The 24894-nt window shown below is 33.9% G+C and carries 22 protein-coding genes; 12 read left to right on the top strand and 10 right to left on the bottom strand.

Annotation, left to right across the window (positions count from 1 at the left end; all coding sequences use genetic code 11):
• Nucleotides 1-165 precede the first annotated feature (165 nt).
• The gene (locus tag C1H87_RS11570; protein ID WP_158655204.1) at nucleotides 166-2802 is read right to left on the bottom strand and encodes a DEAD/DEAH box helicase family protein; all 2637 of its coding nucleotides are present in this window, start codon (nucleotides 2800-2802) and stop codon (nucleotides 166-168) included.
• A gap of 73 nt (nucleotides 2803-2875) precedes the next feature.
• Between C1H87_RS11570 and hemB the strand changes: the two genes are divergently transcribed.
• Nucleotides 2876-3868: a porphobilinogen synthase gene (gene hemB / locus C1H87_RS11575; RefSeq protein ID WP_102758243.1), complete on the top strand. Its 993-nt coding sequence runs from the start codon at nucleotides 2876-2878 to the stop codon at nucleotides 3866-3868.
• 119 nt (nucleotides 3869-3987) lie between these two features.
• The gene (locus C1H87_RS11580; protein WP_102755966.1) at nucleotides 3988-4578 is read left to right on the top strand and encodes a hypothetical protein; all 591 of its coding nucleotides are present in this window, start codon (nucleotides 3988-3990) and stop codon (nucleotides 4576-4578) included.
• A gap of 108 nt (nucleotides 4579-4686) precedes the next feature.
• On the opposite strand, the gene C1H87_RS11585 is transcribed toward C1H87_RS11580, so the two are convergent.
• Nucleotides 4687-4926 (bottom strand): hypothetical protein, encoded by a 240-nt coding sequence (locus C1H87_RS11585; RefSeq protein WP_102755967.1) that lies wholly within the window; start codon nucleotides 4924-4926, stop codon nucleotides 4687-4689.
• 133 nt (nucleotides 4927-5059) lie between these two features.
• On the opposite strand from C1H87_RS11585, the gene C1H87_RS11590 reads away from it, so the two are divergent.
• The 6 genes from C1H87_RS11590 to C1H87_RS11615 are packed head-to-tail and all read left to right on the top strand — an operon-like array spanning nucleotide 5060 to nucleotide 10750.
• Nucleotides 5060-6145 (top strand): CNNM domain-containing protein, encoded by a 1086-nt coding sequence (locus C1H87_RS11590; protein WP_102755968.1) that lies wholly within the window; start codon nucleotides 5060-5062, stop codon nucleotides 6143-6145.
• Nucleotides 6145-6618 (top strand): methylated-DNA--[protein]-cysteine S-methyltransferase, encoded by a 474-nt coding sequence (locus C1H87_RS11595; RefSeq protein WP_102755969.1) that lies wholly within the window; start codon nucleotides 6145-6147, stop codon nucleotides 6616-6618. Before C1H87_RS11590 ends, C1H87_RS11595 begins: the two co-directional genes overlap by 1 nt.
• 1 nt (nucleotide 6619) lies before the next feature.
• Nucleotides 6620-7141 (top strand): DUF4442 domain-containing protein, encoded by a 522-nt coding sequence (locus C1H87_RS11600; RefSeq protein WP_102755970.1) that lies wholly within the window; start codon nucleotides 6620-6622, stop codon nucleotides 7139-7141.
• A gap of 58 nt (nucleotides 7142-7199) precedes the next feature.
• The gene (locus tag C1H87_RS11605; RefSeq protein WP_102755971.1) at nucleotides 7200-8351 is read left to right on the top strand and encodes a serine hydrolase domain-containing protein; all 1152 of its coding nucleotides are present in this window, start codon (nucleotides 7200-7202) and stop codon (nucleotides 8349-8351) included.
• Complete coding sequence (locus tag C1H87_RS11610; RefSeq protein ID WP_102755972.1) at nucleotides 8348-9061, top strand: 3'-5' exonuclease; 714 nt, start codon at nucleotides 8348-8350, stop codon at nucleotides 9059-9061. The genes C1H87_RS11605 and C1H87_RS11610 overlap by 4 nt, the downstream gene beginning before the upstream one ends.
• A gap of 9 nt (nucleotides 9062-9070) precedes the next feature.
• Nucleotides 9071-10750, top strand: coding sequence for an ABC transporter ATP-binding protein (locus C1H87_RS11615; protein WP_102755973.1), 1680 nt, complete (start codon nucleotides 9071-9073; stop codon nucleotides 10748-10750).
• A 603-nt stretch (nucleotides 10751-11353) separates the two neighbouring features.
• Here C1H87_RS11615 and C1H87_RS11620 read toward each other — a convergent pair.
• The 8 genes from C1H87_RS11620 to trhO form a co-directional block, all read right to left on the bottom strand.
• On the bottom strand, nucleotides 11354-12007 hold the full coding sequence (locus C1H87_RS11620) for a CoA transferase subunit B (RefSeq protein ID WP_102755974.1): 654 nt from the start codon (nucleotides 12005-12007) through the stop codon (nucleotides 11354-11356).
• A 124-nt stretch (nucleotides 12008-12131) separates the two neighbouring features.
• Nucleotides 12132-12833 carry a CoA transferase subunit A gene (locus C1H87_RS11625; RefSeq protein WP_102755975.1) on the bottom strand — a complete coding sequence of 234 codons (702 nt, stop codon included), beginning with the start codon at nucleotides 12831-12833 and terminating at the stop codon, nucleotides 12132-12134.
• Between the two features lie 701 nt (nucleotides 12834-13534).
• Nucleotides 13535-15874: a transglycosylase domain-containing protein gene (locus tag C1H87_RS11630; protein ID WP_102755976.1), complete on the bottom strand. Its 2340-nt coding sequence runs from the start codon at nucleotides 15872-15874 to the stop codon at nucleotides 13535-13537.
• 65 nt (nucleotides 15875-15939) lie between these two features.
• Nucleotides 15940-16434, bottom strand: coding sequence for a gliding motility lipoprotein GldH (locus tag C1H87_RS11635; RefSeq protein WP_102755977.1), 495 nt, complete (start codon nucleotides 16432-16434; stop codon nucleotides 15940-15942).
• Nucleotides 16421-17632 carry a PSP1 domain-containing protein gene (locus C1H87_RS11640; RefSeq protein WP_102755978.1) on the bottom strand — a complete coding sequence of 404 codons (1212 nt, stop codon included), beginning with the start codon at nucleotides 17630-17632 and terminating at the stop codon, nucleotides 16421-16423. The genes C1H87_RS11635 and C1H87_RS11640 overlap by 14 nt, the downstream gene beginning before the upstream one ends.
• A 114-nt stretch (nucleotides 17633-17746) precedes the next feature.
• A complete protein-coding gene (locus C1H87_RS11645) occupies nucleotides 17747-17977 on the bottom strand; it encodes a ferredoxin (RefSeq protein ID WP_102755979.1) in 231 nt (76 codons plus the stop codon).
• Entirely contained in the window at nucleotides 17977-19221 is a 1245-nt protein-coding gene (locus C1H87_RS11650; RefSeq protein ID WP_102755980.1) for a peptidase U32 family protein, read from the bottom strand. The genes C1H87_RS11645 and C1H87_RS11650 overlap by 1 nt, the downstream gene beginning before the upstream one ends.
• Before the next feature lies 1 nt (nucleotide 19222).
• On the bottom strand, nucleotides 19223-20251 hold the full coding sequence (gene trhO / locus C1H87_RS11655) for an oxygen-dependent tRNA uridine(34) hydroxylase TrhO (RefSeq protein WP_102755981.1): 1029 nt from the start codon (nucleotides 20249-20251) through the stop codon (nucleotides 19223-19225).
• Nucleotides 20252-20699: 448 nt separating this feature from the next.
• Between trhO and recA the strand changes: the two genes are divergently transcribed.
• The 4 genes from recA (at nucleotide 20700) to C1H87_RS11675 (ending at nucleotide 24851) form a co-directional block, all read left to right on the top strand.
• Entirely contained in the window at nucleotides 20700-21701 is a 1002-nt protein-coding gene (gene recA / locus C1H87_RS11660; RefSeq protein WP_102755982.1) for a recombinase RecA, read from the top strand.
• Between the two features lie 498 nt (nucleotides 21702-22199).
• Nucleotides 22200-22607, top strand: coding sequence for a hypothetical protein (locus C1H87_RS11665; RefSeq protein ID WP_102755983.1), 408 nt, complete (start codon nucleotides 22200-22202; stop codon nucleotides 22605-22607).
• A gap of 36 nt (nucleotides 22608-22643) precedes the next feature.
• Nucleotides 22644-23186: an RNA polymerase sigma factor gene (locus C1H87_RS11670; protein WP_102755984.1), complete on the top strand. Its 543-nt coding sequence runs from the start codon at nucleotides 22644-22646 to the stop codon at nucleotides 23184-23186.
• On the top strand, nucleotides 23187-24851 hold the full coding sequence (locus tag C1H87_RS11675; RefSeq protein WP_102755985.1) for an outer membrane beta-barrel protein: 1665 nt from the start codon (nucleotides 23187-23189) through the stop codon (nucleotides 24849-24851). It abuts the gene before it with no gap.
• Nucleotides 24852-24894 lie beyond the last annotated feature (43 nt).

The following is a 24894-nucleotide window of genomic DNA, read 5'->3' on the forward strand; positions in this document are numbered from 1 at the left end:
ATGAGAAATATAGGGCATATTTATCTTGGTGCTGACATAAACAAAGAACTTTTTCAAAGTAACAACGGTTAAGATTCAGGAAGGAATAGCCTTTGGTAGTGAACATTTTGTAAAAAGAAAAATAGCTATAAATGAATAAATGGGTTACAAATAAAACCTGGTTAACTATTTCCAAACAACCCCTTGTTTGGAAACTTTTTTAAAGGCATTGTTAATATGAAATAATCTTGCTTTTAACAACAACTTCCTCCCTTCAATACGGTAGGTATAAAAAACCTTATTTTGCCCTAAATTAGAGCGCCAATACTTTTGAAACACCAATACATTAGCTTTTTTATCTCCAAAAACTTCCGGAACAGGATAAAAATTCTCAATATTTAAACGTCTTCTAAAAAGACTCGTTTTTACAATTAAATATCTTGGTGATGTTATAGGTTCTATTAGCTCACTCAAAGCCTTTGAAAATAATGAGTTCTCGAACGGATTTCCTCCAACTAAATTACAAACAATATCGCCATTATTAACCCGCATAGATTCTACAAACACAGCATTTTTATCAGTTGTCATAAACCCTAATTCGAACAAGGTACTAAGTATAGTGTTCCCCATCTTTTTCACCTTTCTGTCTAGGTAACCATATCTTATATAAAGCGCAATAGCTTTATATAACTTATAACCAAACGACACTGTAAAAGCAGCCAAAAAAGTATATAGAAAGTATACAACACCCCGATTTAAAACTATATGAATGCTCTTAAGAATAAACTCGAGATAAAACAATAAAATTGCAAAAGATAATTCTGCAACAAAAAACCGCACAGCATCAAAATAATAGATCTGTTTTTGCTTTTTATATGAGAGCTCTCCCAAATGAAAAAACTTAACTTCCCTTGTTAAACGCTTTCCTTTTATAATGGCCTTATCCCATTTTGTAATTGTATCATTTCTATTAGTTGCCTGCTTAAGCGTTTGAATATTTAAAGCTTCAACATCTTCTTCTAAAATTTGTTGAGGGAATTGTAAACGATCAAATCCGTTTTCAATATAAGGTTGATCACTGTTTGAAATACCTGCGAAAGCTTCAAATCTTCGTCTTAACATATCAACATCTCTACCACCGTTAGAAACTGTACTATCTACACATGCTAGATGCCAGATATTGCCTGTTTTGTTCGATTTATCTGCATCTTTTCTAATGGCTCGTCCACGCATTTGGTTAGACGATACAAACGAGCCAACAAACGATGCCAAAATCAAACTATTAATTGATGGGGCATCCCAGCCTTCTCCTAGTAAAGATTTCGTACCAATCAAAACTTTAACATCACCATTTTCAAAAAGCGCTGTAATAATACTTACTATAGAATTCTTTGTCTTCTTTTTAGAGGTAACTAATAAAAACTCATTATCTACTTTTAATGGAGTGAATGAAAAATGATCGCAGTTCTCAATGCGGCCAAAAGCCTCTAAAATAGATTTATGGATGATAACCATGCTTCCAGATATTACGGCCAATGCTTCTTTATTCGAAAACCGTATTCTTAAATGTTGAAATACAGGAATAACCCCTATTTTATTAATAGTTTGTAGCTTACTTTCATCAATATCTAAAAACTCTTTTCTAATATAATCTGTTAAAACAACACACCTTAAATCATGACCTAGGTTCTCATGTTCTGCAGACACAATACTAACAACACTTTTAAGCTTACTCGGACTACTGGATAACGATTTATACAGTAAACTCTCACCTATAAAATTTACTCTTCTTTTTTCGAATACATTTATCCTTCTTAATTCCTTTTCTAAACTTAAAAGATAAGGTTCGTTTTCCAACAATTGCTCCCTATCGTCAACTAACAAATTTTGAAATAAAACCTCTAACCATTCCAATTCTAATACTGGAAAGACTATAGCTTTACCTTTATTAAAACCCAGTATTTCTAATTTATACATTTCAACGGGCACATCACAAGCATTTAAAAAAATCAGAATCGCCGAAAAGTACTCAGCATTGGCATAAAGTTCTTCCAAACAAGCTTCAGGTTTTTTAAAAAACCGATGCTGTTTAATGAAAGAAATAAAGGTTTGGTCTTTTAACAAAGTATCTTTAAAATCAGCTATATTTCGCCTGTAATCAACAATAAAATTTATTTCTAAATCCTCTGGTTTAGAAAAATAAACGAAATCCTGATGCGCACATAAATCTGTCTCTTTCACCAAATCTGGAACCGCAATTTCATCATCTATTTCCCCACAAAGCATAAAATATTTCGAAATTTCTGCTTTTTCGCTATCATATGGAGGCGTTGCTGTTAATGCTACTACATAAAAAGGATTGTTGTTTTTTAAATCGATTAAACAATTCCACCATTCATTTTTTAAATGATGAGCCTCATCTAATACAAGTGTTTTTATATTGTGTTTTTTAAAGAAAGCGTAATAGTTATTTTTGTCCTCGAATGTTTTATAAAAAGCATGCAACGATTGATAAGTTGCAAAAGTTATATCTGCTGGCGATTTTATGTTAAAAGAATGCGATTGATAATCTTCATTTTTAGTGAAAAAAGATTGCAATCTATCTTCCCATTGATTTCGAATGATGAGGGTAGGTGCTAAAACCAATGTTTTTTCGCCTAGTCGTCTTATAATTTCAATACCTAGAATTGTTTTTCCAGAACCGGGAGGTGCTATTACATGAAAATGACCATCGGAGATATGATTATTAAAGCTTTTTAAAAGATTTGCCTGATAACTTCTCCACGGAAAATTAAATTTTAAACCACTTAACGATTCCCTCAATATAAACTAGGTTTTAATGATTAACTTTGCAATCGATAAAAATAACAATTATCAAGAATTTATAGATATAAATATGTATCCATTAAGAAGAAATAGAAGACTTAGAGCTGGTGAAGCAATTCGCTCTATAGTTCGAGAAACCATTATTACTCCAAATGATTTTTTAGTGCCTTTATTTGTTGTAGAGGGCAAAGGTATTAAAGATGAGATTCCATCTATGCCTAACTACTTTCGTTACAGTTTGGATTTGCTTGAAGGCGAAGTAAAAGAGTTATGGAAATTGGGGTTAAAATCGGTGTTATTGTTTGTAAAAGTTCCAGACAACCTAAAAGACAATAAGGGTACAGAAGCCTTAAACCCAAATGGGCTCATGCAACGTGCTATTAAAACTGTAAAAAACGCCTGCCCTGATATGTTGGTTATGACTGATGTTGCATTAGATCCTTACTCGGCTTATGGTCATGATGGCATTGTTGAAAACGGACAGATTTTAAACGATGAAACTGCTGAAGTTTTAAGTGAAATGAGTATATCTCATGCTAAAGCCGGTGCTAATTTTGTAGCGCCAAGTGACATGATGGATGGTCGCATTCTATCTATTCGAGAAGCATTAGAAGATGAAGGCTTTATCAATACTGGTATTATGAGCTATTCGGCAAAATACGCTTCGGCATTTTACGGTCCATTTCGTGATGCATTAGATTCTGCACCTGTAGACCAAATGGATATTCCAAAAGACAAAAAAACCTATCAAATGGATTATGCTAATCGTTTTGAAGCTATTAGGGAAACCGAAATGGACATAGATGAAGGTGCAGATATTGTTATGGTGAAGCCCGGTTTATGTTATTTAGATATTGTACGAGAAATTAAAAATGAGGTTGATGTTCCTGTGGCGGTGTATCAAGTTTCTGGCGAATATGCCATGCTTAAAGCTGCTGCCGAAAAAGGTTGGCTAGAACACGATGCTGTTATGATGGAACAAATTACCGCTATTAAACGTGCTGGAGGAGATATTATAGCTAGTTACTTTGCCAAAGATGTTGTGAGGCTATTGAATTCTTAAATAACAATACATGAAAGATGAGCCTTCGCACAACTAAATCATCATAAAACCGTTAATAAATATACTGGAACTAAATATACATTTAAATAAAACCCTAAATCCACTAATACAATTTACCTATGAAAAAAATTCTTTCAATTCTATTGCTAACTGTAGTTTTCGCATGTAATTCTGGAAACAAATCAAAGGATGAAACCCAAAAAGACAATGTGCCAAGTGCTGAAACTGAAATGAGGGCTGAAACCAAAACAGATACCAAAGCTGAAACTAAAACAGAAACGAAGACTGAGGCTAAAACGGAAACAAAGATCGAGACCAAGTCAAATGTAAATTCTAACTCAAATATTGTCTCTGAATTCTTAGCCGACATCAAAACATTAGAGGACGTTAAGGGTCAAAATCCTATTAGTTCATTTCAAAAATTAGCCGAAGAAAAAGCGAGTAAAGTATTAACGGTATCTAAAGACAATATTAAAGAGGTATTAGCTTCAGCAAAAGAGTACAGCAACTGTGTTATTACTACTGGCGACCATACCATTGTTAAAATAAGTGACATAACCGATTGTAAACCATCTGGATCATGGGGTGCTTGCATGCCTTTTGCTAAAGGATATATTAAAAAAGGTGAACTTATATTACAAGAAGATTACATCAATAATATTATTGGTATCCCTGACTCGCAAGATAGGAAAGCATATCTTTTTAACTAAAGATCAAATGTCTCTACCTTCCTGGTTTATAACTTTGAATTAAATAATTTTCTTTCAGAACATTGGGAAGGTCGATAAAAGCTATTAGAAGCTTTAACATTGGTATGTTTATTTTTTTCTCAAATACACTCTTTGACTAAGACCACAACTGCACTTAATAACGACATAGTCATCAACTCTATTTTCGTTAGCGGTTTCACTTTGATCTAAGGGATTAAATTTTATTCCTCCAACAGGCTTGTCAACAACAGTATATATTGAAGAAATAATAACACTAAAAGTTTCATTACAGTCTTTTTTCTCACAGGTAACTTCTGCAAGTTCATAGGATGGTTTTTCAGTTAACATAATTTGCTATTTAATTATGCTATTAATAAAAAATTCAAGAGGGAAAAAAATACCAACCAACCAAATAGACAGTATTTACTTACACAATGTACAAAATAAATTTTAACTATTTTAGCGATTAAATCGATTTTTAATGAGTGCATTATTCTTTTGGGCAACAATTTCTATCTTTTTTTCTTTTTTATGCTCCATACTCGAAGCTGTTTTATTAAGTGTAACCCCAACATTTATAAATGTAAAAAAACAGGAAAACAAAGCTTACGCCAAAACCTTGGAACTACTTAAGAAGGACGTAGACAAACCACTAATTGCCATACTTACATTAAATACCATTGCGCACACGCTAGGAGCCATGATGGTAGGTATTGAAGCTGAAAAACTACCTTATAAACTAGAACTATTTGGTATTAATACAGTTGGCATCGTTTCGGCAATAATGACATTTCTTATTTTAGTAGCCTCCGAAATTATTCCAAAAACCATTGGAGCTACCTACTGGAAAAGCTTAGCTAATTTTACATCCAAGACCTTAACTATTTTAATTTTCCCTTTAAAATGGACAGGTATTTTGTGGTTACTTCAACTTACCACAAAACTAATTGGAGGTAAAGGCCATGGAAGTGTTTTAAGCCGTGAAGATTTTCAGGCCATGACAGATATAGCACACGAGGAAGGGGTATTTCAAGAAAACGAGAGCAAAATAATAAAGAACCTATTAACCTTTAAAGAAGTATTTGCAAAAGATATTATGACGCCCAGAACCGTTATGTTAGCAGTAGATCAAAACACAACGGTCGAGGATTTCTTTAATAAAAACATGAACCTTCGTTTTTCAAGAATTCCAATTTATTCAAACAATCCAGATGATATAAAAGGCCTAGTACTTAAAGACGAAGTTTTTAAAGAAATGGCATTAAATCACGGAGACAAAAAATTATCCGATTTAAAACGGCATATTATTATTGTTAACCGTAATTTACCTATACCTAATCTGTTTGAACAACTCGTTGAAAGTAGAAACCATATGGCCTTGGTTGTTGATGAGTATGGTTCTGTGAGTGGTTTGGTAACCATGGAAGATGTTATTGAAACGCTTTTAGGCCTAGAGATTATGGACGAAAGCGACAACGTTTCAGATCTTCAACATCTGGCACGCAAAAGTTGGGAAGCAAGAGCCAAAAAACTAGGCATTTTAGATGATTTTAAATCTGAAGAATAATGGAAACTTGCATCATCCAAACACCTTTAGGTTATTCTAAAATAGAAGGAGATGCAGATGGAATTGCTTCTGTTATTGTTTTAAACTCTCAAGAAAAAACAACCGATGTTATTCCTGAAGTGTTAGAAGATTGTGTACATCAACTTAGAGAATATTTTGAAGGCAAACGCAAACACTTCAGTCTAAAATTAGCTCCCAAAGGAACCGAGTTTCAAAAAAAAGTTTGGAAACAGCTTGAACAAATTCCCTATGGCAAAACCCTTTCTTATTTAGAGTTATCGAAACAATTGGGTGATATAAAAGCAATTCGCGCCGTTGCAAATGCCAATGGAAAAAATCCGTTATGGATTATAGTACCCTGTCATCGTGTAATTGGTAGTGATGGCAGTTTAACAGGCTACGCCGGAGGTTTGCACCGTAAACAATGGTTATTAGAACACGAGAGCCCGTATAAACAGCAATCTCTTTTTTAACATGTACCGAACGCTTACTAAAATCTTAAAAACCTTTTTAACAGATGCCCAAATTTTCAAGTACGCGTTTAACTGGTCACCCATGTATAGACGTACAACAGGCAGAATAATAGAGGTTTCAAATAATTTATTATACGTTAAAATAGCCATTCCTTTAAGTATAAAAAATAAAAATTATGTAGGCTCAATATTTGGGGGAAGCCTTTTTTCTGCTACCGACCCTATCTATATGATTCAGCTTATGAATACTTTGGGCGATAACTATATTGTTTGGGATAAAGATGCTACCATAAAATATAAACGCCCTGCCAAAGAACATGTTTATGCAGAGTTTTCTTTTTTGCCAGAAGAGATAAATCATATTAAAAGCGAAGTCGCAAAAAACGGCGAACTAAATCTTACAAAAACATCCAACATAATAAACAAAGAAAATATTGTTATTGCAGAAGTTATAAAAACTATCTACGTAGCAGACAAAACCTTCTATAAAGAAAAGCGAAAACTAAAGGCAAATAAAGAATAAGCTTGTTTTATTCGTATAGAAATTCCTTATCTTTAGTTTCTCCAAATATTTTTCGCTTATGAAATTTTTAAAAAAACTCCTAAAATGGATCGTTATCCTATTTGGTCTTTTAATAATAGTCCTATATGTTACCGATACCGATTATTTAATAAAAGCTGTTAGAACAATATACCTTACTGGGCATTCAACAGCCTACCTGGAAGATTATAAGAAGTTTGATAATCAAGCTATAGAAAATGGAACGCCACACCCCTGGCCTAATCATAAAGATTACAATACGGCAAAAGAAACCGAAGGCTTAAACAAGATAAACAAATCCAATGGCACTATTGCCTACCTTATTATTAAAAACGATAGTATTTGGTTTGAAAACTACTATGGGGGGTTTAATGAAAATTCGCAATCGAATTCATTTTCAATGGCAAAAAGTTATGTGTCCGGACTTATGGGTAAAGCTATTGAAGATGGTTACATAAAAAGTTTAGACCAACCGGTAAGTGATTTCATCCCAGAATTTGGGGAAGGCTTGGCTGCTAAAATGACGGTCGGCGATTTATCGAGTATGGCTTCCGGAACTAATTGGGATGAAGCTTACTACTCACCGCTTTCCATTACAACACGCGCTTATTTTGATGATGACCTAGAAAAAGTAATGCTAGGGCTAAAAGTGGTTGATGAACCAGGTAAAGCGTTTAAATATTCAAGTGGCGATACCCAAATGCTAGCTATGGTTATTGAAAAAGCTACTGGCAAAAAAATGTATGATTATTTAACCGAAAGCTTCTGGAAACCCTTAGGTTGTGAAAATCCAACCCTTTGGCAAGTAGATAGCGAAGGCCACGATTTAGTAAAAGCATATTGTTGTATTGCCAGTAATGCAAAAGACTTTGCACGTTTCGGAAAACTATATAAAGACCATGGTAAATGGAACGGAAAACAAGTCTTAGACTCTGCATTTGTAGCAAAATCAATAACACCACGATTTCAAGAAAGTCCCGTATATGGCTATGGCTGGTGGTTAAAAAATATTGATGACAAAAACTTCTTTATGATGCGTGGCCATTTAGGACAATATGTTATTGTAGAACCTACCGATAATATTATTATTGTAAGACTGGGGCACTCTAAGGGTAAAAACAACATAGACGGCGATTATACAACAGATATTTACACTTATATTAGAGAAGCTTATAAGATGCTTAACCAATGATATCAAGACTCAATTTAGAAAATATTCTATTTCTCGATATTGAAACAGTTCCAGAAACACAACATTTTTCTGAGTTAAATGACGTTAAACAGATGCTATGGGAATCTAAATCCCAATACCAACGCAAAGACGATTTTACAGCCGAAGAGTTTTACGATCGTGCTGGTATATGGGCAGAATTCGGAAAAATAATCTGTATCTCAGTTGGATATTTCAATATTTTAAATGATGTACGTACTTTTAGGGTAACATCGTTTTATGGAGATGAAATTAAAATTTTAAAGGATTTTAAAAACTTACTAATATCTCATTTTAGTGAAAACAAGCACCTCCTTTGTGCCCATAATGGTAAAGAATTCGATTTCCCTTATATTGCGCGACGTATGATAATTAATAATATCGAGTTGCCTTATAAATTAAATCTTTTTGGGAAAAAACCTTGGGAGGTTCCTCATTTAGATACTATGGAACTATGGAAATTTGGAGACTACAAAGCCTATACATCTTTAAAACTATTAACCAATGTTTTAGGAATTCCTTCACCAAAAGATGATATCGATGGTAGCGAAGTATGTCGCGTATATTACGAAGAAAATGATATAGACAGAATTATTATTTATTGCGAGAAAGACACGATAGCTGTGGCTCAAATATTCTTAAGATTACGTGGTGACGATCTTTTAATTGACGATGAAATTATTCATATTTAACCAGCATAAATGCAGGAAAACGCTATTTTAAACATCGAGGATCTTTCCATTTCGTTCGGAAAAAATGAAGTGATACACCATATTTCGTATCATCTAAATAAAAATGAAATATTGGGTATTGTAGGAGAATCCGGTTCTGGAAAATCGGTATCTTCCTTAGCTATTTTGGGTTTATTGCCTAAAAAGATTTCGAAAATCACTTCAGGAAGTATCCAATATAATGGTAAAGACTTAACCACACTTGCATCAAAAGGGTTTCAAAACATACGCGGGAAAAAAATTGCTATGATTTTTCAAGAACCTATGAGTTCTTTAAACCCTTCAATGACCTGTGGAAAACAAGTTCAGGAAATTTTATTGCAGCATACTAAACTTTCTAAACAAAGTACCAAGGAAGAAACTATTCTATTATTCGAAAAAGTAAAACTTCCAGATGCCAAAAGAGTATTTAACGCTTATCCGCATGAGATTTCCGGTGGACAAAAGCAACGTGTAATGATTGCTATGGCTATTGCCTGTAAACCCGATATTTTAATTGCAGACGAACCTACCACAGCGCTGGATGTTACTGTTCAAAAGGAGATTATTAAACTACTAAAAGCTTTACAGGTTGAAACAAAAATGAGTGTTATTTTTATTACTCACGATTTGGCTTTAATTTCCGAAATAGCCGATAGGGTTCTGGTTATGTACAAGGGAGATATTGTTGAACAAGGTGACGTTTCATCTATTTTTAAAGCGCCAAAGCATATTTATACAAAAGCACTCATCAATTCACGCCCCTCATTAGACACACGGTTAAAAACACTACCAACCATAGATGATTATTTAAATAATACAACGTCGAACGAGATTATTACTAACGAGCAACGTAAACTTCAACACGAAAAATTATATAACAAAGCGCCTCTGCTGGAAGTTATAAATGTTGAAAAAGAATATATTTCTAAATCAGGATGGTTTACTAAACCGCAATCGTTTAAAGCGGTAAACAATGTTAGTTTTAAATTGTATGAAGGTGAAACCTTAGGTTTGGTGGGAGAATCTGGTTGTGGAAAATCTACACTGGGAAATGCTATCCTTCAACTGGATAAAGCAACCGCAGGTAAAATACTATATAAAGGCACTAATATTACAAAGCTCCCTCAATCTGAAATTAAAAAACTTCGAAAAGATATTCAAATTATCTTTCAAGATCCATATTCATCCTTAAATCCAAGAATTCCTGTTGGCGAAGCAATCATGGAACCTATGGTCGTTCACAATCTTTTTAATTCGGAAAAAGAACGAAAGGAAAAAGCTATAGATATATTAAACCGTGTTGGCTTATCTGAAGATTATTTTTATCGCTATCCTCATGAGTTTTCTGGTGGACAAAGACAACGTATTGGAATTGCCAGAACAATAGCATTACAGCCTAAATTAATTGTCTGTGACGAATCTGTTTCTGCTTTGGACATATCGGTTCAAGCACAAGTTTTAAACCTTTTAAATGAGCTTAAGGACACTTTTGGCTTTACCTATATTTTTATTTCGCACGACTTAGCCGTGGTTAAATATATGTCTGACCAATTGCTGGTAATGAATAAAGGTAAAATAGAGGAGTTAGATGATGCAGATGTAATTTACAATGCACCCAAAAAGGAATATACTAAGAAATTGATTGAAGCTATACCAAAAGGATTATAACATAAATACCTTTTTTGTTAAATAATATAGACTCTTTATAAATCTTATATTCGCTTTGAGAGTCTCTTTGAATTTACTCTCATTTAAAGTAGGTTGTTCAGGTAGATTTGTTGCAAATTTCATAAGTTTTTCAATTTATGGTAGATTTGGGAAATCTATAATTGTTTGGTGTTTTTGGGGACAACAAATATGGAACATTTTTTCAATAAACCAGTTAAAAAACAAAAAAAATCGATGAAATACATTTAATTTTAACATTTAGTCGGTTTTATGTTTATGGTTGCTCTATGAGGTTAGAAATACATCACCCAAAAGCACTACAGTTAATATGTTGATAACCCTCCGAATCCCGATTTCATCGAGATCCACCTCCCTTAAAAAAAGGAGGAGTGCCTAGAACTCTTAATCAAATCCTATATATAACTTCACAAATAGCGTTTAATAATAAGTAAAACACGATTTATTTATTATTAAATCATCTACGTATAGAACAATAAGTATTAATTCGTGATATTAGTGTCAAATTCTTTTTATGATATAAAAACAAAATCCAACCATTTACTAAAAACAGTTGGATTCTGGTATTTTGTTATTCAAATATAGTTACAATACCATCTCAGGAATATCGCCATCAACAATCAATGCGCCTTGTGTAGCTTCTTTTATATCTTCTACAGTTACTCCCGGAGCACGTTCTAAAAGTTTAAAGCCTTCGTTTGTTACCTCAAGTACGGCCATATTAGTTACGATCTTTTTTACACAACCCACACCCGTTAATGGTAACGAGCATCGTTTTAAGAGCTTAGATTCGCCCCTCTTATTTGTATGCATCATGGCTACTATAATATTATCTGCACTGGCAACCAAATCCATAGCACCTCCCATACCCTTAACCATTTTACCCGGTATTTTCCAGTTTGCTATATCGCCATTTTCTGCAACTTCCATAGCTCCTAAAATAGTTAAGTCCACATGTTGTCCGCGTATCATGGAGAAACTCATAGCCGAATCGAAAAAGCTGGCTCCCGGTAAAGTCGTTATCGTTTGCTTTCCAGCATTTATAACATCGGCGTCTTCTTCTCCTTCAAAAGGAAATGGCCCCATACCTAAAACACCATTTTCACTCTGGAACTCTACTTCTATATCATGTCGCACATAATTTGCAACCAAAGTAGGTATTCCAATTCCAAGGTTTACATAATACCCATCTTTTACTTCTTTAGCTATGCGTTTTGCTATTCCGTTTTTATCTAACATCTTTTTAGTTTTAAGTGTCTAAAGTTATAAGTGCCTAAAGTATTTTCCAGTACAGCCAACTTAAGCCCACTTTAAGTACTTATAACTTGCAACTTTATTTTTCAACTTTACAACTTTTAACTTTCTAACTTTTGGATCTTACCGTTCGCTGTTCAATACGCTTTTCATAACGAGCGCCTTGAAAAATGCGTTGCACAAAAATTCCTGGAATATGAATTTGGTTGGGGTCTAAAGTACCCAGAGGAACTAACTCCTCAACCTCAGCCACAGTTATTTTTGCTGCACCACACATATTAGGATTGAAATTTCTGGAGGTCCCTTTAAAAATCAAATTGCCTGCAGCATCTCCTTTCCATGCTTTTACAAAAGCAAAATCGGCTTTAAATGCATGTTCTAACACATACATCTTTCCATCAAATTCTCTGGTTTCTTTACCTTCTGCCACTTCTGTTCCATACCCTGCCGGTGTATAGATAGCTGGAAAACCAGCTTGGGCAGCTCGACAACGTTCTGCTAAAGTACCTTGCGGAATAAGCTCTACCTCCAACTCACCAGAAAGCATCTGACGTTCAAATTCGTCATTTTCACCCACATAAGACGATATCATTTTCTTTATCTGTTTATTTTGAAGAAGTAAACCCAGTCCAAAATCGTCAACACCAGCATTATTTGATATACAAGTCACCCCTTTAACACCGAGGTTTACCAATTCTGAAATAGCGTTTTCGGGTATCCCACTAAGTCCAAAACCACCAAGCATAAATGTCATGTTATCCGAAACTCCTTTTAAAGCTTTCTGAACATTAGCAACATTTTTATTAATCATACTTATTAAATTTTTACCGTATAAATTTACATATAAATGAATTATTTTTAAAACAATCGAGCAATAAGTTATTATTTAATAAAATCGTACGCTTTACACCCCATTTTGTTTATCAAAAAGGAGTGCTAAAATGTATTTGCCGAAGCCATATAAATCTTATTAAAAAATCGTCCAGATTGGTAATCGGTGATTTGTTAGACTTAATCTTAAAAAAGGAAAATAACAACGGTATCTCATCAAACTAAGGTTTTTCCTTAGTAGTTTTTATTGAAAAAATGTAAAATATCTTAAGTCCAATATTTTACCTTACAAAAAAGATGTATTTGCCTCACACATTTGAAGGCGAATCCTTAGCTGTTTTATCAGTCTACGCTTTAATTTTACAGTTAAATAAATTCTAGATTTATTTTTCTATGAAACAGCCCCTTTCACCATTTCATATATAATTTTTATTTCGTCGTTCTTGAGCATAAATGCTCAAGAACTTCCTGAGATTGTTAATAGCAAGTTTTCTGATTAGTGTCTGGCTGAGTATTTCAACTACTCTCTCATGTGGTAGGCGGGTACTCAGCAAAAACTAAAGTTAAAACCTATTTTAATGCCCTAGGTTTTAACTTTAGTTTACCACAAGTTGTTATACTTAAGTAATAGCATTAGATTGGACGCCCATAAAAACAGGCTTATCGAACCTGCGTATATAGTTAAAATCCGCTTAAATCTTCTGGAAGATCATTATCGTCATCATCGTCCATAATTTTATTTGAATCCTTGGAACAATCCACGTTTATAGATAAGTTTTTTGGCTCTTCAAACGCATCTTTAGAAACATTTAATGTTTTATCTGCATAACAACTTTTCATGTATAGTCCCCAAATTGGTAATGCCATAGAGGCACCTTGTCCATAAGTTATTGACCTAAAATGAGCAGCTCTATCTTCCGCCCCTACCCATACTCCGGTAACTAAATTAGGCACCATCCCCATAAACCAACCGTCACTTTGGTTTTGGGTTGTTCCTGTTTTTCCAGCTATAGGGTTTGTAAAACCATATGGGTAGCCCGTAATTATTTCTTTATATTCTGCTCTATTGGCTTTATAGTTATGTCTTAACCTTGTTCCTGAACCACCTTGCGTAACACCCTCCATAAGCTTTAAAGCAACATAAGCTGTTTCTTCGTTTAAAACGTCTCGTGTTTCTGGTTTGAATTGATACAAAATGGTTCCATTTTTGTCCTCTATACTAGTTACCATTACAGGTTTTGTATACACTCCTTTGTTAACAAATGCTGAATAAGCACCTACCATTTCATAGACACTTATCTCTGGTACCCCTAAAGCTATAGAAGGCACTGCTGGTATTTCAGATTTAATCCCTAAGTTTTTTGCTAAATCTGCAACAGGTTGCGGCCCAACTTTATCAATCAATCTCGCCGTTATGGTATTTACTGAGTTTGCCAATGCATTCTTTAAAGTTCGGGTACCACCATAATCATCTTCTCCACCTGAGTTTTTAGGACACCATTCTTCCGGATTGCCATACTTATCTTTTTCTATACAAAAAGGGGTGTCCGGAAATTTATCGCAAGGCGAATAGTGTAACTGATCTATTGCTGCCGTATAAACAAAAGGTTTAAATGTTGAACCAACTTGACGTTTCCCCTGTTTTACCATATCATACTGGAAATGTCTATAATTCATACCACCAACCCACGCTTTTACATGACCCGTTAAAGGATCCATAGACATCATCCCTGGTTTTAAAAACGACTTGTAATAGCGCATAGAGTCGATAGGCTTCATAATAGTATCTACTTCTGAAGGTTTGCCTTCTTCCCATTTAAAAACAGTCATTTGTGTTGGCTCATAAAACGATTTTTCAATCTCAGCATCAGACTTTCCAGCTTCTTTTAGTATTCTCCAACGCTCTCCTTGTCTCATTGAACGCTTCATTAAATCGTCTATTTCCTTACGTGATAGCTCTAAAAACGGTGCTGTTGGATTACGCTTTGGTGTGTTTTGGTTAAAAAACTCTGCCTGTAATCTAGGCATATGTTGTTGTACTGCTGCTTCTGCATATCGCTGCATACGCGAATCAATGGTGGTGTAAATCTTTAAACCATCATTATATAAACTGTATTTTGTTCCGTCTGGTTTTGGGTTTTTCTTAATCCAATCCTTCATAAAACCATCCAAGTAACCTCTAAAATAAGTTGCTATACCATCACGATGAGATTGTGGTGTATATCGTATATCTAACTCTGTTTTTTGTAGTGAATCTTTAACAGTTTCATCAATATAATCATAGTACTCCAACTGATGTAAAACAACATTACGTCTATTTTTTACTCCTACTGGGTTTCTTCTTGGATTATATAATGATGAGTTTTTAAACATCCCTACCAACATGGCAGATTCCTTCATATCTAATTCATTGGGCTCTTTATCAAAATAAATTGCTGCTGCACTACGAATACCATCTGCATTATTACCAAAATCATAAATATTAAAATATTGGGCTATAATTTCTTCTTTGGTATACTGGCGCTCTAAACGAATGGCTATGATCCACTCTCGGAGTTTTTGAGAAAGCTTTTCTATAATATTCGCTTTTTCTCTTTTATGAAATAATTGTTTTGCAAGTTGCTGAGATATGGTACTAGCACCACCTTTAGATCCTAAAAAAAATGCTGCCCTTAAAGTTCCACGAGCATCAATTCCTGCATGATCATGAAAACGGGCATCTTCCGTAGCAACTAAAGCATCTATTAAATCTGGTGATAACTCATCGTAACCTACAGGTGTTCTATTATCATTTAAATAAAACTTACCTAACGTTTCTCCATCAGACGAAATAATTTCGGTTGCTAAGTGCGTTTTGGGATTTTCTAATACGGTATGGTCTGGCATTTCACCAAAAGCACCCCAAGAAGCCAATAAAAAAAGAAGAATTATAAAAAATATTCCTCCTGAAAATAAAATCCAAAACCAACGAATGTATTTTGAAAAATCTTGAGTTGCTGCTGCTTGCTTTTTTTTCGCCATTTAACTTTAAAATATTTATTTGGGTACAATTCTAAGAAAATTTAAGAATTATTAGAAGTTAATTTTTATTTGTTTAACGGTTTTTCAATTCTAAAACCAACATCTGTAATCCCTTCAAGTTCTATAACGCCATTAACTTTTCCGTTTTCTCGCATGGCGTGCTGTATATTCACTGTGTAGTCTCCCGCTTCTTTAAAAACAACTCGTTCTTTATACCAAAGCTTATTTTCTTTAACACTTGTAAGACCCGTGCCTAAAAGTTTTCCGCTAGGGTCTGCCATTCTATACTCTAACGTATCTTTAATGGTTTTTCCATGTGGAAAATTCATCTCAACAATTAAAAACAAGTTATTGTATTTATAACTATTTGTGTTTCTTAAGTTAACAAACAAATTGTAGGCATTTATAGAATCTGGAGGTGCAACCTTAAAACTAACTACTGAATCTTTATGCCATTTGTTAGGAACCGATTTATAGGTATCGAAAACACGATTAGAATCACAGGAGATAAATACTAGAGAGATAATTAAAAGAAATAATAATACCTTACTTTGCTGCATTTTTACTGTTTTGTGGTTTCCTTTTATTTCTATTGTTTCTGCTATTCTTATTGTTTTTACTGTTCTTACTGTTTTTCCTTCTATTATTTTTACGTTTATTCTTTGGCTTTGGACTATCGAAACGTGTTAAACTGTCTTGTCCCACAACGTTTTCAAACTCGGCTTTATTATCTTCGACTAATTCTGAAGCGTACTCTTCAATACTTGCTATTTTTTGATTCTTCTTATTTAAATCAATTATTTCGTTGGCTTGATCTGCCGTTATTTTATGCCAATTGTTCCACTCGCCTTCATAGGCATACCACAGATGACCTTTAAAAATATCTGTTTTTTGACATACTGCTATGCCTTTTTCGGTTTGTAATTTTGTATCTGTTTTAGGGAAGTTCTTTAAAGCATCTAGATACGTATCAAGCTCATAGTTTAAACAACATTTTAATTTACCACACTGTCCTGCCAATTTTTGAGGATTTAGTGATAGTTGCTGATACCTCGCCGCCGATGTACTTACCGAGCGAAAATCTGTTAACCATGTTGAGCAGCATAACTCACGTCCGCACGACCCAATACCTCCAAGTCTTGAAGCCTCTTGGCGAAACCCTACTTGTTTCATTTCTATTCGGGTTCTAAACTCGCGGGCAAACACTTTTATAAGCTCTCTAAAATCGACACGTTCTTCGGCTGTATAATAAAATGTAGCTTTACTGGCATCGCCCTGAAATTCGATATCGGAAATTTTCATTTCCAAATTTAAGTCTATTGCAAACTGACGCGCCTTTACCTTCATAGGTTCCTCCTTATCGCGGGCAGACGACCAAATATCTATATCTTTTTGACTTGCTTTTCGGTAAATCTTTAAAGCTTCCTCTTCGTTATCGGATATGTTTTTACGCTTCATTTGAACACGCACCAATTCCCCCGTAAGGGTTACCATACCAATATCATGACCAGCTTTTGCTTGTGTAGCTACAATATCTCCAATACTTAGTGTTAAGTTCTGGATATTTTTGTAATATTCTTTTCTTCCGTTTTTATAACGAACCTCAATCCAGTTATAAGGCTTTTCGCCATTAGGTAAGGACATATTTGCTAACCAATCGAAAACAGTTAGTTTATTACAACTATCTGTACCACAAGTACCATTATTTTTGCAGCCTTTAGGTTGGCCGTCTTTAGTTGAGCAACTTGCGCAAGCCATATATTTATATATTGATTCCGATTAGAACTAAAATGCTATCGGAAGGGGATTAATAATTTAATTTGAAATGTAAAGATATGATTATTATGTTTACTATGAAAAGCTTGGATTTTTTTAAATACTCTTTACACTAATTATCTTTACTGGACATGCTTTTGAAGCTTTATCACAATCGTCAAAAATAACATCGTCGTTAGACTTTAAGGTAAAAAATCCTTTTTTATCTTTTGAATGTAAAAGCACAGATTTCCCATCTTTTTTAGACATTTGAAATTGATTGGGTGCCAACTCCACACAGTAATTGCAACCTATACATTTATTGCGTTGTAATGTGATAACAACCATTAAGCCTCTACTTTATTTTCAACAATTTTATATAATTTATCCGAGGGTCTTATTCTAAAATCCAATGGTATGGTAACGGTATCTCCCTTAGAACCTATTGTTAACTTCTCATCGTTTACCAACATTTCATTTACTTCCATTTCTTGTGCTCCTGTTGTTGGTCCTGTAATTAAAATGGTATCTCCGATAGAAACATCGTAAGCATCAATTTTAAACTCACCAATTTTAGCCTTGGTATAAAAATGTACCCCTTTGCCTATGTACACCTTTTTTTGTGTGGCATGCGACCCAGATCCTTTACTCCATTCTCCTAACTTCTGTCCCAAATAATAGCCATTCCAAAATCCGCGATTGTAAACCTTTTCCAGTTCCTGCATCCATGAAACAACTTTTTCTTTGTTATAAGTGTTGTTCTCAAGACTGTCAATAGCGTCTCTGTAACATTTTATTACTCTGGCTACATATTCTGGAGCGCGTCCTCTACCTTCAATTTTCAATACTTTAATTCCGGATTCTGCTACCTCATCTAAAATATCTATGGTACACAAATCTTTAGGAGACATAATGTATTCGTTATCCAATTCCATTTCAAAACCTGTTTCCTGATCAATAACGGTATACTTCTTTCTACAATTCTGCTTACATGCTCCTCTGTTTGCCGATGAATTTTGGGAATGCAAACTCATATAACATTTCCCCGAAACGGCCATGCAAAGTGCGCCATGACCAAATACTTCAATTTCTACAAGTTTACCCGAAGGTCCTTTTATTTGTTCTTTTTCAATGGCTTCGGTTATTTTTTTTACCTGGCGTAAGCTTAACTCTCTACTCAACACCATGGTATCTGCAAATAGTGCATAAAACTTAACGGTTTCTACATTGGTAATATTAATTTGTGTAGAAATATGCACTTCCATCCCTACCTCGCGAGCAGAAGCTATTACTGCCTGATCCATAGCTATTACAGCCGTAATATCTGCTTCTTTTGCTTTATTTATAAGTGTTTTTACGATAGATAGATCATGATCGTAAATAATGGTATTTAATGTTAAATACGTTCTTACATTTTTCGCTTTACATCGCTTTGAAATTTCGGGTAAATCATCTAAAGTAAAATTTATAGTCGCCCTGGCTCTCATATTTAACTGCTCTACACCAAAATATATAGAGTTTGCTCCATTATCTAAAGCTGCTTGAAGGGATTCAAAATTCCCTGCCGGAGCCATTAATTCTATTTGCTGCATCTTATTTATACTTTAAGGCTTCAGACCTTCCTTTTTTAAAAATATCGTTACTGTTTCCTTGTCCTTTACGCAGTTCTTTTTGTTTTTCGTAAGGCAACCTATTTATTTCCATACATTCGTTAGAGCAACAGTTTTCCATAGCTTCTTTACAAGTATCGCATTGAATAAACAGTAAATGACAAGCCTCGTTAGCACAGTTTGTATGTACATCGAATGGATTTCCGCACTGGTGACAATTCGCTATAACATCATCGCTGATGCGTTCGGCCCTTCTATCGTCAAATACAAAGTTTTGGCCTAAAAATTTATTTTCTAAGTTTTCTTCTTTTACTTGTCTTGTATACTCAATAATACCGCCTTCTAACTGATATACATTTTTAAATCCTTTATGCTTAAAATACGCGCTTGCTTTCTCGCAACGAATACCTCCTGTACAGTACATCACCAGTTTTTTATCTTCCTTGTGTGCTTTTAAATCGTCTTCAATAATATCTAAAGACTCTCTAAAAGTGTCTACATCTGGTGTTACGGCATTTTTAAAATGACCTATCTCACTTTCATAATGGTTGCGCATATCTACCAATACCGTTTTTTCGTCTTCAATAAGGTTATTAAACTCTTCTGCTCCTACATGAATTCCTTTATTGGTAACATCGAACGTATCGTCATTTAAACCATCCGCAACAATTTTGTTACGCACTTTTACTTTTAGTTTTAAAAACGATTTGTTGTCTTGCTCTATCGCTACATTTAATCGGATATCTTTTAAAAAGGAAATTGTATCCAAATGCGCTTTAAATTCATTAAAACGATCTGCTGGTAACGACAATTGACCATTTATTCCTTCGTGAGCAACATATATTCTGCCTAGAACATCTAATGCATTCCAAGTAATAAACAAATGATCTCTAAATATTTGTGGATTGCCAATCTTGGCATATTGATAAAAAGAAAGTGTTAATCGATTTTTACCTGCTTTATCGATTAATTCTGCTCTTTCTTTTCCGCTTAATTTATTGTACAGTTGCATGCTATACTAATTATAAGGTTAAAGAATATTTTATTTTAAAGTGCAAAAGTACAATTTTAAACAGAAGTGCGAAATTAAATTACTGAAGACGAGGTTTGTCATGTATAAGTTAAATATGAATTTCACTAATAAAAAAAGCACTTTATATATACTAAAGTGCTTTTTCTTGACTAATCCGTAGTTAATATTACTTTTATTTCTCTAACAATATGCTACGTACTTAGCCACCATCGGCTTTACAGTTACTATTTGTAATAACGGTAACTGAAACACCTAATAGGTTAATTAAAGTTGTTTGTTTGAAAAATTTCATTTAGTTCTTCTTCATAGCAAAATTTTCCTCTACAATTATTAGATGCAAAATGTGTAAAAAGGTTGCGTGATAAAATTGTATTGTGATAAAAGATGTAGTATTTTAGCAGACATAACTTCAGAAAAAAATTTATAGATGAGCAGCGAAAAAGAAGCTAAATTAAAAGCCCTTAAACTTACATTAGATAAATTAGACAAAGCTTACGGAAAAGGAACAGTAATGAAAATGAGCGATGCAGCTGTACAAGATGTAGAAGCCATTCCATCAGGTTCTTTAGGTTTAGATATTGCTTTGGGTGTTGGTGGTTATCCACGTGGGCGTATTATAGAAATTTATGGTCCGGAATCTTCTGGTAAAACCACACTTACGTTACACGCTATAGCTGAAGCACAAAAAACTGGCGGCATAGCTGCTTTTATTGATGCCGAGCATGCTTTTGATAGATTTTATGCTGAAAAACTTGGAATTGATATCGATAACTTAATTATATCGCAACCAGATAATGGTGAGCAGGCTCTTGAAATTGCCGATAATTTAATTCGTTCTGGAGCTATTGACATTGTTGTGATCGATTCTGTAGCTGCATTAACTCCTAAAAGTGAAATTGAAGGAGAAATGGGAGACTCTAAAATGGGGCTACATGCTCGTTTAATGTCTCAAGCCTTAAGAAAGCTAACAGCTTCTATTAGTAAGACCAATTGTACCGTTATATTTATTAACCAATTGCGTGAAAAAATTGGTGTTATGTTCGGTAATCCTGAAACAACTACAGGTGGTAATGCTTTAAAGTTCTATGCTTCTGTTCGATTAGATATAAGACGTTCTACTCAAATTAAAGAAACAGACGGCAGCGTTGCAGGTAATAAAACCCGTGTAAAAGTGGTTAAAAACAAAGTAGCGCCTCCCTTTAAAATGGCAGAGTTCGATATTATGTATGGAGAAGGTGTTTCTAAAGTTGGTGAAATACTGGATCTTGCTGTGGAGCATGAAATTGTAAAAAAGAGCGGCTCTTGGTTTAGCTACGACGATACTAAACTTGGTCAAGGCCGAGATGCCGTAAAAGCACTTATAAAGGATAACCCAGAGCTTATGGAAGAGCTCGAAGGAAAGGTTAGAAAAATAGTCGTATCCGAATAATAGAAACGGGTATTTAAAAGAGTGTCATTCAGAATGAAGTGAAGAATCTTCAGTCATTCTGAATGACACTCTTTTTTTTAAAACTATCTCTTTTATAAAAGATACTCTTTTCAACAAAAATCCCATCTAAAAAACTTCGGATTGTTTACTCATTTGGTCTGCTCCATCACCTCCAAAAGCATTTTTTCATCAATGTTTGATGCTTTTTCTTTAAATACATTTTGTCTAAAAAAACCTGTAACAACAATAGTTTTAACCCTTTCACTTTATTGAATATGTAATAACTATAAATTCAAAAACGTTTATTTCGTTAGAGATATACTGAAACAAAAAAGCACTAGCAGAATAATGAATGTATTATTTTTGATATGAAAATGAGTTTAAACCGATAAAACACACCAAAGCCCTAAAATATTCAACATTTTCTCATTAATTACGCAACCTTTTATAAATATGTGTATCTACATGGTAAACATGTATTAAAAAAAAGAAAAATGTATGAAAAGATTATTAGCTCTTTGTGTAGCGCTGGTTATTTTTGCATCTTGTAGTATTGATGATGGTGAAGATTTCACCAAAGTATTTGTACCTGTAGAGAGTGTGGAGATCCCCGATGAATTTGAATTGGGGAAAATATATTCGATTGAAGTAAATTATTTAAGACCTTCTACATGCCATTCTTTTAATGAGTTTTACTATTTAATTGAAGGCAATGAGCGTATTGTTGCCCCTATCAACTACGCTTTTGAAGGTGACGACTGCCAAATTCTGGAAGACAAACTGGTAAAAGCAAGTTTTCCCTTTAAAGTTATAAGTACCAATTCTTATATTTTTAAATTCTGGAAAGGAAACGACACAGAGGGAAAAAGTGAATATTTAACAATTGAAGTGCCTGTAGTACAATAAAAAATTAAGTGTTACTAATTAAATACATGTTTTGATTTGAGTTTAGACCAAATCATAGAAAATTGTAAAATTGAAGATGCCAAGGCACAAGGGGAACTATATAAGCTCTTTTCGAGCAAACTATTCTCTGTGTGCTTGAAGTATTCTAGAAACCGTGTTGAAGCCGAAGATAATCTTCAAGACGCGTTTTTAACGATTTTTAAAAAAATTGAACAGTATAAAAATAAAGGTTCGTTTGAGGGTTGGTTAAAACGTGTTACTATAAACACTGTATTGCAACGGTATAGAAGTGAAAAGGTTTTTGATATTGTTAATGAAAATATAATTGAAGATGTTGAATTAGAGGTTGATGAAGACACAGTATCTATCGACTATCTTTTACAAATTATTCAAGAATTACCAGACAGATATAGATTGGTTTTTAACCTGTACGTACTAGATGGTTATTCACATAAAGATATAGCAGACATGCTAAACATAAATATAGGAACTTCAAAGTCTAATTTGGCTCGTGCTAGACAGAGTTTGAAGGAAACTATTGAAAAGTACAAGACAATGCAAAGTTTACAATCATTATAAATGAGTGATAAAAAACATATTGATAGATTGTTTCAGGAAAGTTTCAAAGATTTTGAAGTTACTCCTAACGATGCCGTATGGAAAAATATAGAAGCTCAGCTTAATCAGAAAAAGAAAAAGCGTCGTGTTATCCCAATTTGGTGGCGCTATGCTGGTGTAGCTGCACTATTATTGCTTTCACTAACCATTGGCGGTATTTATTTTAATAATACAGATACGCCTCCTAATAATCAAATAGTTGATATAGAAGATGCAACGGCACCTACAGACCTTAAGGATAACATTGTTATCGATAATTCGAATAACACAAAAAATGCTGTTGCCAATTCTAAGAACGATGACATTATAGATACGAACACATCGCAAAATAAAACAGAGCACACTACTCCTTACGAAATCGTTTCTTCGCAAAAATCATCGCCAATAGCAGAAACATCCGCCTCAGAAAACAGTAACAATGAGAATAATGGCGCCACGAATATAGCAACCCAGAAAAAACAGAATACACTCGACAAATTAATAAATACAAAACGCAATAATAATGCTGTTGCAGAGCATATTGAAGAAAAAAACAGCGCCGATAAAACACTCAATAAATCAAAAAACAATATTGTTGTAGCAAGCAATTCTGAAGAAAATAAAGATGTTCAAGAACTTCAAAATACAATAAAGAATAGTACTGCGGTAACTTCAGATTCAGAAAAAAACAATCAAGTGCCCCAACACAATAAGACGCCATTAATCGACAAAAATCGAGCTAAAGAAGTCATCAATAACGCTTCTAAAAACAACCATGTAATTGCAAAAACTGAAAATACAGAAACTGTAAAAAACGATACAAGTAAGGAAGAAAAAAACAGTCTTACTATAGAAGAGGCGATAGATAAAAATAAAGATATTATTGCTGAAGAAAAAGAAAACAAAAACAGGTGGAGTATCGCCCCAAATGCTGCGCCTGTTTATTTTAATACTTTAGGCAAAGGCTCTTCGTTAGGTCAGCAATTAAATAATAATTCCAAAAGCGGAGATGTTAACATGAGCTATGGTATATCTGCCAGTTATGCCCTTAACGAAAAGGTAAGTATTCGCTCTGGTATTAATAGGGTTAATTTGGGTTACGACACTAACAATGTAGTAGCTTATCAATCTGTGGGTGTTAACTCCAGTAGACGTGAGCTACAAAATGTTACCCCAATTAACACTAATACTAGTAGTAGCCCACTAGAGAATGATGGTTTTTCGCTTGTTGATGGTCAAGGGTTTAGTCCTAATGATGTTCCAGAATCATTCTCATTATCGGACATATCAACTTACAATCAAGATTTAGGGTATATAGAAGTTCCTTTGGAAATTCAATATGCGCTTTTAAACAAGAAATTAGGCGTTAATGTTATTGGAGGTTTTAGCTCATTCTTCTTAAATAATCATAAGGTATTTTCAGAATCGGAAAATGGCGAAAGAACCCTCTTAGGCAAAGCAAACAATATTAATAAAATAAGCTACAGTGCTAATTTTGGACTAGGGTTTAAGTATCGAGTATCTAAAAGGATAGATTTGAATTTAGAACCCATGTTTAAGTATCAAATTAACACATTTAATAATACAACTGGCGACTTTAAACCCTTCTTTATAGGGGTTTATTCAGGGTTTGCCATTAAATTCTAGGTTTTTGGTTAGATCTGGATATTGATTCTCTTTTAAGCTCGAA

This window comes from Flavivirga eckloniae, assembly GCF_002886045.1.
GTDB classification, from domain to species: domain Bacteria; phylum Bacteroidota; class Bacteroidia; order Flavobacteriales; family Flavobacteriaceae; genus Flavivirga; species Flavivirga eckloniae.